Raw genomic sequence first — 11,196 nt, forward strand, 5'->3', positions numbered from 1 at the left:
CCCGTCGGCCCCACAGACGCTGACCGGGCGACCGTGAACGATCCCGCCGATCAGGACCTCCCGGCCAGCTGACGGTTACTGAGACGCGCTCCTAGGCCGTCCTGTGGGTCCGGTCCTGTCGGGCGTCCCGGCAGGACCGGGCCGACCGGCCGGACTCGCCGGTCCGGCCGAGTGCACGACCGTACGGGTGCCCCGAAGCGGCGGGGCACCCGTACCGCGGCACTCGTACCGCGGCACTCGTGTCGCGGCAGTCCCGCCGCGGCACCGAACTCACGCCGCCTGTGCGGGAATCTCCGGCCGCAGCGGCCATGCGGGATCCACCGACTCCTCCGAGCCGTTCCGCGCGAACCACGCCTGCAGGCCCCGCGCCTGCGCCGCGTGCCACACCGCCTGGAGCGTGTGCAGCTCCGCCGGGGACAGCCGCTCCAGGCGCGCGGCGAAGCGCCGCCCCACCGCCCGTACGACCTCCAGTGCGGCGGTCGCGTCCGCCGCGGCGTCGTGCGCCTCGTCCAGCACGACCTCGTACTGGGCGCACAGATCCGTGAGGGTGCGCCGGCCCTTCCGGTAGCGGTCCAGATGCTTGTCGAGGACGCGCGGGTCCAGGACGCACATCGGTACGTGCTCCAGATAGTGCGCCAGCGACGAACACCGGTGGCGACGCAGTTCGCGGTCCACCAGGGTCAGATCGAACGGCGCGTTCATGACGACGAGCGGACGGCCCGCCGCACACTGTTCGGCAAGCGCCCGGCCTATCTCCTCCATCACGGGAGCGGGCCAGCGGCCGTTGCGCTGCAGATGCTCATCGGTCAGCCCGTGAACGGCAGTGGCCTCCGCAGGTACCGGTATGCCCGGATTGACCAGCCAGCTGGTGACGCGCGGGCGACCTCCCGCCGAATCCTGGACGACCAGCGCGGCGGACACGATCCGGTCCGTCTCGACGTCCACGCCCGTTGTCTCCGTGTCAAATGCCGCCAGGGGCCCCTCATACCAGAGTGTCATCCCCGAACTCCTCGCCCATGCCTGGCAGATGGCGTGATCCCCCTGCCCGAATCGGTGATACCCGGACTGTTTGCGCAGTACGCAGGCGGGTGACAACACAGATGACGGGGCGCGAAGTTGACGGCCCGTCGCATGAGCGGAAGGGGCGCGTGGCTGTCGAAAGGGAGATTGCAATCGATATGCGGCTAGCGCCGCGCGTGCGGAGACTGCGAGGAACGAGCAGTCGAGCACGATCGACCGTCGACAGACGCTTGAGCGGCCCGGAAGCGAACAGAGCAAGGGGCAAATCGATCGGCACAGCCCGGAAGGCAGACGGAGCCATGGCGCTCGCGCAGCCCGAACCGGGTGCGCTGCCCGAGCGGACCGTACCGCTGCGCGGAGCACTCGCCACCACCGCCTGCATGGAGACCCTCCAGGTGGGGTACCTCCACGCGGTGGCGGCCGCCGCGGGCTGCTCGCTGTCCCAGCCGTTCCCGGACAACGGGATCGACTGGCACGTCAGCCACAGCGCTCCCGGACACACCGTCGACGACGAAGTCACCATCAAGGTGCAACTGAAGGCGACCTACCAGATCCCGCCGCACCCACCGGGTCCGGCGTTCTCTTTCATCCTCGACAACGAGCACCTGGTGAAGCTGGCCCGGACACCGGTGTCGGTGCACAAGATCCTCGTCGTGATGATCGTGCCGAGAACGCAGGACGAATGGCTCCGGGCCAGCCACGACCGGCTCGACCTGCGGCACTGCTGCTACTGGATCAACCTGGCCGGCCACCCGGTGACGGGCCGGCGCAGGACCACCGTGCGGATCCCGACCTCGCGCATCTTCGACGACCGGGCGCTCTGCGAAATCATGACGCGGGTCGGGACGGGAGGAAAACCGTGATGCACCGGCCGATCGACGAACCCCTGCAGCCGTACGCCGGCTCCCACCCGCTTCCGCACCCGCATCCCCTGCCGCTGCCGCTCCCGGACGACGTGCCCGCGCCCTGGTACGGGAGCGACGGGCCCGATCCCGCGCATGTCGATCCCGTCGTGCTGGGCGCGCTCCTCGACCGGCACGGCTGGCGGCGGCGCGGGGGAGCGGCGGGGCGGTACGCCCGCTGGACCCCACCCGGCCCGGCGGCCGGGGGCACGAGCCTGCTCGTCCCGGAGAGCCGGGCCTTCCCGGACAGCGAGGACCTGCTGAGCGAGGCGCTCACGGCGCTCGCCCGGTCAGCCGCGCCGTCGGCCCGTGAGGTGCTCGTCGGGCTCGCCGTGCCCAGCGACGAGATCCGCTGGTGGCGGGACGTGCCGCAGGGGCCGTCCGGCGCGGCTGCCTGGACCGTGCAGGAACAGCTGCGCGCGGCCGCCCGGCAGATGCTGCTCGCGGGCGCGCTCGCCGCGCGCGGACGGGCCGGGTACTACGGGGCGCGGCACCGCCGGCAGGCGCTGGCCGCGCTGGCGGGGATCCTGGTCGGGCCGGCGCCGGGCGGGCGGGGGCTCACCGCGTTCGTGCCCGCGGAAACCGGGCGGGCCGTCGCCGTCAGACTGCACCACGCGCTGCACGCCACCCGCGAGGCCGTCGACTACCAGCGGGCCACCGGCGGCATGGAGGCCTTCGACACCGCCGTGGAGGCCGGGGTCAGCCGTGAGCTGACCGAGGCCGTCGTGGCGCTCGTGCGCGGGGCGGAGGGCGCGCGGATCGCCCTGGCCTGGTCACCGTCGGCCGGGGTGCCGGAGGGTTGCGCGGCCCGGCCGGAACCCGTCGAGTTCTCGCCGGGTGACCTGCCCGCACTGCGCGAGGCCGGCGCCCGCTATCTCCGCGACGAGCCGTCCGTCCCCGTCCGCATCACGGGTGCGGTGGTACGGATGCGCCGCTCCGGCACGCGCGGCGAGGGCACCGTACGGCTGCGCGTCCTGGCGGGCGCCGAGGTGCCCCACGTCCGTGCGGTCCTCGACGAGGAGTCCTACCGCACCGCCGGCCACGCCCACCTCGTGGGTGTGCCGATCCGGGTCATCGGGCGCCTCGAGAGCCGCGGGGGGTTCAGGCGCCTGACCGATGCGACCGGTGTCGTGCCGGTGCAGGTCGACGAGGCCGAGCGCGACCGCCTGATGAAGTCGCTCCACGAGAACCTCGACTTCTTCGAGGAGGCCTGTGGGGGCGACGACTGACGGGCCCGGGGCCCGTCTCCCCCTCGGGCGTCGCCTGCGGCGGGCCCTGTCCCACCCCGCCCCTTCCCGAACTGGGGCTGAGCCCCTGACCGTCGGGGCTGTGCCTCGGCTCCTTTCCGTACGCCCTGCGGGCGTGGGGGCCGCAAGCGGGGCTGGGTTCTGGACCCGGCTCCAAGCCCCTGCCCCCTTCGCCCTCCGGGCGCGGGAAGCGGCTCCGCCTCATTCGTCGGCGGGGCGTTGAAGCCTGTCAGGCGTTCGAGGACGGACACCCGGGCTCACCGGGCGGTGCCGGGCGCGGTCCCCGGGGGCCGGGGGCTTGCCCCGAGGGCCCCCGCCCCGCCGCGTGGACCGTTTCGCGGGCGGGGCATCGGGCTCGGTAGCATGACGTATTGCGTGCGTCGTACGACAGCGCGCATCCCCCATCAGGCAGGAGAGACCGGTGTCAGACGTCCGTGTGATCATCCAACGCGATTCCGAGCGGGAAGAGCGCGTGGTGACCACGGGCACCACGGCAGCCGAGCTCTTCGCCGGTGAGCGGACCGTCGTCGCCGCGCGCGTCGCCGGTGAGCTGAAGGACCTCGCGTACGAGGTGGAGGACGGCGAGGAGGTCGAGCCGGTCGAGATCTCGTCCGTGGACGGGCTCAACATCCTGCGCCACTCCACCGCGCACGTCATGGCGCAGGCCGTGCAGGAGCTGTTCCCGGAGGCCAAGCTCGGCATCGGCCCGCCGGTCAAGGACGGGTTCTACTACGACTTCGACGTCGAGAAGCCGTTCACGCCCGAGGATCTCAAGGCCATCGAGAAGAAGATGCAGGAGATCCAGAAGCGCGGCCAGCGCTTCTCGCGGCGCGTCGTCACCGACGAGGCCGCCCGTGAGGAGCTCGCGGCCGAGCCGTACAAGCTGGAGCTCATCGGCATCAAGGGCGCCGCGTCCCACGACGACGGCGCCGACGTCGAGGTGGGCGGCGGCGAGCTGACGATCTACGACAACCTGGACGCCAAGACCGGCGAGCTGTGCTGGAAGGACCTCTGCCGCGGTCCCCACCTGCCCACCACCCGCAACATCCCGGCGTTCAAGCTCATGCGCAACGCCGCCGCGTACTGGCGCGGCAGCGAGAAGAACCCCATGCTCCAGCGCATCTACGGCACCGCCTGGCCGTCCAAGGACGAGCTGAAGGCGTACCTCGACTTCCTCGCCGAGGCCGAGAAGCGCGACCACCGCAAGCTGGGCTCCGAGCTGGACCTCTTCTCCATCCCGGACGAGATCGGCTCCGGCCTGGCCGTCTTCCACCCCAAGGGCGGCATCATCCGCCGGGCCATGGAGGACTACTCGCGCCGCCGCCACGAGGAGGCGGGCTACGAGTTCGTCTACACCCCGCACGCCACCAAGGGGAAGCTCTTCGAGAAGAGCGGCCACCTGGACTGGTACGCCGAGGGCATGTACCCCCCCATGCAGCTCGACGAGGGCGTGGACTACTACCTCAAGCCCATGAACTGCCCTATGCACAACCTGATCTTCGACGCGCGCGGGCGTTCGTACCGTGAACTGCCGCTGCGCCTCTTCGAGTTCGGGACCGTGTACCGGTACGAGAAGTCCGGCGTCGTGCACGGCCTCACCCGGGCCCGCGGCTTCACCCAGGACGACGCGCACATCTACTGCACCAAGGAGCAGATGGCGGACGAGCTCGACTCGCTGCTGACCTTCGTGCTGGACCTGCTGCGCGACTACGGCCTGACCGACTTCTACCTGGAGCTGTCCACCAAGGACCCGAAGAAGTTCGTCGGCTCGGACGAGGTCTGGGAAGAGGCCACCGAGGTGCTGCGGAAGGCCGCAGAGAAGCAGGGCCTCCCGCTGACCCCCGACCCGGGCGGCGCCGCGTTCTACGGCCCGAAGATCTCCGTCCAGGCGAAGGACGCCATCGGCCGCACCTGGCAGATGTCGACCATCCAGGTCGACTTCAACCTGCCGGAGCGCTTCGACCTCGAATACACCGGGCCCGACGGCACCAAGCAGCGCCCCGTCATGATCCACCGCGCGCTGTTCGGCTCCATCGAGCGGTTCTTCGCGGTGCTGCTGGAGCACTACGCGGGCGCGTTCCCGGCGTGGCTCGCGCCGGTGCAGGCGCTGGGCATCCCGATCGGCGACGCCCACGTCCCGTACCTGGAGGAGTTCGCCGCCAAGGCCAAGCAGCGGGGCCTGCGGGTCGAGGTGGACTCGTCGTCGGACCGTATGCAGAAGAAGATCCGCAACGCCCAGAAGCAGAAGGTGCCCTTCATGGTCATCGCGGGTGACGAGGACATGGAGAACGGCGCGGTGTCCTTCCGCTACCGCGACGGTTCGCAGGAGAACGGCATCCCGGTCGACGAGGCCATCGCCAAGATCGTCAAGGTCGTCGAGGAGCGCGTACAGCTCTGAGCCGTACAGCTCTGGCCGTACGGCTCCGAGACGCTCGCGCCGAGAAGCTCAGAGGGCCCCCGGAGGACGTCCGTCCCCCGGGGGCCCCTTCTCGTCCTCCCGCGTGAAGACCTGGACCAGCCAGGACGAGAACGAACCGGTCACCGCCCCCAGCAGCGCCAGCCCGCAGATCATCATCCCCACCGCGATCAGCCGCCCCATCGGCGTCACCGGCGTCACGTCCCCGTATCCGACGGTCGTCAGCGTTTCGCACGCCCACCAGAGGGAGTCCCCGAAGGTACGGATCGACGCCCCCGGCGCCGAGCGCTCCTGGTGGTAGACGGCGAGGGCCCCGGAGAAGCCCAGCAGCACGGCCGTCACCCCGGCATACGCGATAACGCGCGCGTACAGGCTGAGCCGCGCCCGGTCCCGCCGTCGCTGCACCGCCGTGTACACCTTCACCAGCCTCAGTGGACGCAGCAGCGGAAGGATCAGGACCACGGTGTCCAGCCAGTGCGTGCGCAGAAACCGCGGCAGTCGCTGACCGCTCAGCCGCAGCCGCACCCCGTAGTCGGCCGCGAAGATCAGCCACATCAGCAGCATCAGGGCGAACGCGAGATTCCGCCAGATCATGTCCACACCGGTGGCCAGCACCCGCACCGAGTATCCGGCCAGGAACAGCAGTGAGCCCCAGAACAGGGGCACCTCGGTGCGCTGCTCCCAGCGCCCCAGCGGGGTGTCTGCCGCGGTGTCCATCGGCCCAGGATGTCCGCCGGCCGCCCGGGTCCGCCCCGGCGACACGCTCCGTACGGGCGAAGTCATATGCTGCACCACATGACGAGTGAGCCGGAGCAGCAGATCGGAGTCGGTATCCAGGACGCCTTCCAGCGTCTGTGGACGCCCCACCGGATGGCGTACATCCAGGGTGAGAACAAGCCGACCGGACCGGGGGCCGACGACGGCTGTCCCTTCTGCTCCATCCCCGCGAAGTCCGACGAGGACGGACTCGTCATCGCGCGCGGCGACAGCGTCTACGCGGTGCTCAATCTGTACCCGTACAACGGCGGGCATCTCATGGTGGTGCCCTACCGGCACGTCGCCGACTACACGGACCTCGACGACGCGGAGACCGCCGAGCTCGCCGCGTTCACCAAGCGGGCGATGACGGCGCTGCGCACGGCCTCCGGGGCGCACGGCTTCAACATCGGCATGAACCAGGGCAGCCTCGCCGGGGCCGGCATCGCCGCCCATCTGCACCAGCACGTCGTGCCGCGCTGGGGCGGCGACACCAACTTCATGCCGGTCGTCGGTCACACCAAGGTGCTGCCCCAACTCCTCGCCGACACGCGGAAGATGCTCGCGGACGCCTGGCCGGACGCGTAACGGTACGTCCGGCCGTCATGTGACGGCCGGACGGCGTCAGGCGTCGTACACGTCGGCCTTGCGCGGGGCCGGGTCCTGGATCAGCCCGCTCACGATCATGGAGCGGTTGCTGAAGCGCTCGGTGTCCACGCCGTTCTCCTCCAGGACCCGCATCGCCGCCGCATGCGTCACCCGCAGCACCGGCGTCGCCGCGCGCATCGCGTCGTCCGCCATGAAGCGGTGCCGCCAGGGCTTGTCCGCCCAGGCGTGCCGCAGACCGAACGGCTCCGGCAGCACGAGCTTCCCGCCCATGAAGTCCAGCAGCGGCGGGTACCAGGTGAACGGCGCCCGCACCATCAGCCGGACCACCTCTTTGGCGTCCACCAGCGGCAGCTGGCGTTTGGTGGTCTCCCAGAACCGGACGGTCTTGGCCACCTCGACGGTCTTGGGCTCGGGCTTGGTGGTGAACAGGGCGTGGACCGGACCGAGGGCGTGCCCGGTCACCTCGATGCGCAGCGTCTGGTAGAGCACCGTCACGGTGATCATCATGGTGATCACCAGCTGGCCGTCCCACAACGTGAACTGCACGCCCAGATAGTGGCGGTTTCCGCTGCCGAACTGCTGGTGGTCGCAGATGCGCTGTATCTCGTGGCGCTTGACCTGGAACTTGTTCTCCACGTCCTGGCCTGCGGGCCTGGCCACTTCCTTCGCGTTCTCCCCGACCGGCACCACGACCCAGTGCTTCACCGAGGGCGGCGGGAAGCCTCCCGTGTTCAGCGGGCCGCGCTGCAGCAGTGTCAGCTGGTCGTGGATGACCTTGATGACGTCCCAGCTGCGGAACTGGTGGAACTCCTTGTTGGGTGCTTTCGGCACCAGCTCCTCGGCGAGCTGCCAGCTGCCCCAGCGGGTGCCCATGCCGAGTATGCCCTTGGGGCCCGCGTAGAAGACCGAATTGGCGTGCTGCTCGGCGGTGAGCAGTTCCAGGCCCTGGCGCAGCTGCTCGGCCGCGGTCTCGTTCGGGTTCCCCGGGACGGCCTCCGGCACCTTCGCGCCGATGCCGCCGCCGGAGAGCAGACTGCCCCAGCGCTCACGCATGTCCTTCGCCGTGGACTCGCAGATCCGCTTCGCGAGCAGCCAGCCGACGACCGGGGCCACGATCATGCCCCGCAGGTAGTAGCCCCAGAACCCGGTGAACGGCAGCCGGAGCAGGAAGACCACCGCCAGCAGGCCGACCCCTGCCAGCAGCGCACCCCCGAGCGCCCCCGTCTTCTTGTCCTGCGCCCCCGCGATCGTCCGGCGCAGCTGGAACACACCGATCCACAGCAGCATCCCGGGCAGGAACAGCAGCCCGAACAGCGCCATGATCCCGGTGAGTTTCGCGTCCCGCTCCTTGCGGATCCGGGTCGCCGCGAGCGCGTGCTCGACCACGGCCTGGGGCTCGGTGCCGAACGACTGGATGAGCGGCTTGCGGCCGCCGCCGAGCATCCGTACCTGGACCGCCCGCGAGAAGGCCTCGCCCAGATTCGGCTCGAACAGCGAGATCTTGGGCTTGGTGACCTTGGACTCGTGCCACTCGCTGTTGGCCTTGAGGATGTCCTCGAGCTTGCCGTCGCGGTACGCGGCAGAGGCGAGGGCGTGCGTCGCCGCCGTCTGACCGGCCGAGCCCTGCAGCGGGACCTGCGCCCCTGGAGAGAAATCGAATGCCTGGTCCGCCACTGCACCGCCCCCATCGCCGCAACCGTCCGCTCTGCGGCCTGTTCCCCACTACGGAGCCCCGCACACCTGCTGAGCTGGGCACCACAGCGTATCGAGGACTCGCCGTGCGTGTGCCGTCACCGCACGGCTTCATCGGGAAAGTGACCCCCGGACCCCCCGAAGTGCCGCCCGCCGCAAGGGGGTACGGCGGGCGGCGCGATCAACTACGAACCTGCTTCGGCCTGTTCGCGGATCTTGTCGGCCAGTTGCGGAGGCATCGCCTCATGGCGCGCGTACGAGCGGTCGAAGCGTCCCGTGCCGTGCGAGATCGACCGCAGATCGACCGCGTACCGCCCGATCTCGATCTCCGGCACCTCGGCCCGCACCAACGTCCTGCCCGGGCCCGCCTGTTCGGTGCCGACCACCCGGCCTCGCCGGCCCGACAGATCGCTCATCACCGGTCCGACGTACTCGTCGGGCACCAGTACCTGCACCTCGGCCACCGGTTCCAGCAGATGTATCCGCGCATCGGCCGCCGCCTCGCGCAGCGCCAGCGCACCCGCCGTCTGGAACGCGGCGTCCGACGAGTCCACCGAGTGCGCCTTGCCGTCCAGCAGCGTCACGCGCACGTCGACGAGCGGATAGCCCGCCGCGACCCCCTTCGCCGCCTGGGCCCGGACGCCCTTCTCCACCGACGGGATGAACTGCCGGGGCACCGCGCCGCCCACGACCTTGTCGACGAACTCGATACCGGAGCCGGCCGGCAGCGGTTCGACCTCGATCTCGCAGATCGCGTACTGGCCGTGGCCGCCGGACTGCTTCACATGGCGGCCGCGCCCCGCCGACGGCCCGCCGAACGTCTCCCGCAGCGACACCTTGTGCGGCACCACGTCGACCTGGACCCCGTAGCGGCTGCGCAGCCGCTCCAGCGCCACGTCCTTATGGGCCTCGCCCAGGCACCACAGCACCACCTGGTGCGTGTCCTGGTTCTGCTCGAGCCGCATCGTCGGATCCTCCGCGACCAGCCGGGCGAGACCCTGCGAGAGCCGGTCCTCGTCCGCCTTGCTGTGCGCCTGGATGGCGACCGGCAGCAGCGGGTCGGGCATGGCCCAGGGCTCCACCAGCAACGGGTCGTCCTTGGAGGACAGCGTGTCCCCGGTCTCGGCCCGCGCCAGCTTCGCGACGCACGCGAGGTCGCCCGCGATGCACTCGCCGAGCGGGCGCTGCTGTTTCCCGAAGGGCTGGGACAGGGCGCCGATCCGCTCGTCGACGTCATGGTCCTCGTGGCCCCGGTCCGTCAGCCCGTGCCCGGACACATGCACCGTCTGGTCAGGGCGCAGCGTCCCGGAGAACACGCGGACCAGCGACAGCCGGCCGACATACGGGTCGGACGCGGTCCTGACCACCTCGGCGACCAGCGGACCCGCCGGGTCGCAGCTGACCGCGGGGCGCTCCTTGCCCTCCGGCGTCGTGACCGCGGGGGCCTGCCGCTCCAGCGGGGTCGGGAAACCGCCCGTGATCAGCTCCAGCAGCTCGACCGTGCCGAGCCCCTGCTTCCCGCCGTCGCCGGCGGGCGCCGCGGCCAGCACCGGATGGAAGGCGCCGCGTGCGACGGCCTTCTCCAGGTCGTCGATGATCGTCTTGAGGTCGATCTCCTCACCGCCCAGATAGCGGTCCATGAGGGTCTCGTCCTCGCTCTCCGCGATGATCCCCTCGATGAGCCGGTTGCGGGACTCCTCGATCAGCGGCAGCTGGTCAGGACCGGGCTCGCTCTCCGTACGAGTGCCGGAGGAGTAGTCGAACAGCTTCTGCGACAGCAGCCCGGTCAGCCCGGTCACGGGCGCGTGCCCGTCCGGCGCCTCGGGGCCGTGCAGGGGCAGATAGAGCGGCAGTACGGCGTCGGGGTCGTCGCCGCCGAAGATCTGTCCGCAGACCTGGGTCAGCTCCTCGAAACCGGTCCTTGCCGTCTCCAGGTGTGTGACCACGATCGCCCGGGGCATGCCGACCGCCGCGCACTCCTCCCACACCATGCGGGTCGAACCCGCGACGGCGTCGGCCTCCTGGGCCGCGGAGACAACGAAAAGGGCCGCGTCCGCGGCTCGCAGACCGGCCCTGAGTTCCCCGACGAAGTCGGCGTATCCGGGGGTGTCCAGCAGGTTGATCTTGTACCCGCCCCATTCGACCGGGACGAGGCTGAGCTGTACGGAGCGTTGCTGCCGGTGCTCGATCTCGTCGTAGTCCGAGACCGTGGCCCCGTCTTCGACCCGGCCGGCCCTGTTGACCGCGCCCGCGGTCTGTGCGAGGGCCTCGACCAGCGTCGTCTTGCCCGATCCACTGTGGCCGACCAGCACCACATTCCGTACGGATGTCGGCCGGTCGGCCGTTGTAGCCCTGCCGGCGGCTCCGGGGTGTGCGTTCGCCTTGTCGCCCATGATGATCCTCCCGACTGCTTGCACGGTGAGGTGTGAGGGCGCGGACCCGGGGGAGCCGACTGGGGATGCCCTCGCCTTGGGCGAGGGGGCAGCTCCGGCGATGCCCGCGGTGGTCTTTCGAGCTTTCCACTCCCGTCATGGTGCGTCCATACGTCGTACGT

Annotated in this window: 8 protein-coding genes; 4 read left to right on the plus strand and 4 right to left on the minus strand. The window is 70.7% G+C overall.

The features are described from left to right. Positions 1 to 270: 270 nt before the first annotated feature. Positions 271 to 999: a 3'-5' exonuclease gene (locus ACFV9O_RS17060; RefSeq protein WP_385418206.1), complete on the minus strand. Its 729-nt coding sequence runs from the start codon at positions 997 to 999 to the stop codon at positions 271 to 273. Positions 1,000 to 1,319: 320 nt separating this feature from the next. Between ACFV9O_RS17060 and ACFV9O_RS17065 the strand changes: the two genes are divergently transcribed. From ACFV9O_RS17065 to thrS, 3 genes are all read left to right on the plus strand, one after another. Further along, positions 1,320 to 1,883 (plus strand): DUF4365 domain-containing protein, encoded by a 564-nt coding sequence (locus ACFV9O_RS17065; RefSeq protein ID WP_385418209.1) that lies wholly within the window; start codon positions 1,320 to 1,322, stop codon positions 1,881 to 1,883. Next, positions 1,883 to 3,151, plus strand: coding sequence for a hypothetical protein (locus tag ACFV9O_RS17070; RefSeq protein ID WP_385418212.1), 1,269 nt, complete (start codon positions 1,883 to 1,885; stop codon positions 3,149 to 3,151). Before ACFV9O_RS17065 ends, ACFV9O_RS17070 begins: the two co-directional genes overlap by 1 nt. 439 nt (positions 3,152 to 3,590) lie before the next feature. After that, positions 3,591 to 5,567 (plus strand): threonine--tRNA ligase, encoded by a 1,977-nt coding sequence (gene thrS, locus ACFV9O_RS17075; protein ID WP_385418215.1) that lies wholly within the window; start codon positions 3,591 to 3,593, stop codon positions 5,565 to 5,567. Between the two features lie 48 nt (positions 5,568 to 5,615). On the opposite strand, the gene ACFV9O_RS17080 is transcribed toward thrS, so the two are convergent. Beyond that, positions 5,616 to 6,302, minus strand: coding sequence for a potassium channel family protein (locus ACFV9O_RS17080; RefSeq protein WP_385418219.1), 687 nt, complete (start codon positions 6,300 to 6,302; stop codon positions 5,616 to 5,618). Between the two features lie 66 nt (positions 6,303 to 6,368). Between ACFV9O_RS17080 and ACFV9O_RS17085 the strand changes: the two genes are divergently transcribed. Beyond that, entirely contained in the window at positions 6,369 to 6,929 is a 561-nt protein-coding gene (locus ACFV9O_RS17085) for an HIT family protein (RefSeq protein WP_385418222.1), read from the plus strand. A gap of 36 nt (positions 6,930 to 6,965) precedes the next feature. Here ACFV9O_RS17085 and ACFV9O_RS17090 read toward each other — a convergent pair whose 3' ends face one another. Next, positions 6,966 to 8,624 (minus strand): hypothetical protein, encoded by a 1,659-nt coding sequence (locus ACFV9O_RS17090; RefSeq protein ID WP_385418225.1) that lies wholly within the window; start codon positions 8,622 to 8,624, stop codon positions 6,966 to 6,968. Between the two features lie 203 nt (positions 8,625 to 8,827). Continuing rightward, positions 8,828 to 11,035, minus strand: a complete 2,208-nt coding sequence (locus tag ACFV9O_RS17095; RefSeq protein ID WP_385418228.1) for an elongation factor G-like protein EF-G2 — start codon at positions 11,033 to 11,035, stop codon at positions 8,828 to 8,830. Positions 11,036 to 11,196 lie beyond the last annotated feature (161 nt).

This window comes from Streptomyces sp. NPDC059909, from assembly GCF_042730885.1.
Lineage (GTDB): Bacteria > Actinomycetota > Actinomycetes > Streptomycetales > Streptomycetaceae > Streptomyces.

Bases quoted from the DNA above. Each gene is read 5' to 3' on its own strand.
- ACFV9O_RS17085 (WP_385418222.1), top strand. From the start codon at position 6,369: ATGCTGCACCACATGACGAGTGAGCCGGAGCAGCAGATCGGAGTCGGT.
- ACFV9O_RS17080 (WP_385418219.1), bottom strand. From the start codon at position 6,302: ATGGACACCGCGGCAGACACCCCGCTGGGGCGCTGGGAGCAGCGCACC.
- ACFV9O_RS17065 (WP_385418209.1), top strand. From the start codon at position 1,320: ATGGCGCTCGCGCAGCCCGAACCGGGTGCGCTGCCCGAGCGGACCGTA.
- ACFV9O_RS17060 (WP_385418206.1), bottom strand. From the start codon at position 999: ATGACACTCTGGTATGAGGGGCCCCTGGCGGCATTTGACACGGAGACA.
- ACFV9O_RS17070 (WP_385418212.1), top strand. From the start codon at position 1,883: ATGCACCGGCCGATCGACGAACCCCTGCAGCCGTACGCCGGCTCCCAC.
- ACFV9O_RS17095 (WP_385418228.1), bottom strand. From the start codon at position 11,035: ATGGGCGACAAGGCGAACGCACACCCCGGAGCCGCCGGCAGGGCTACA.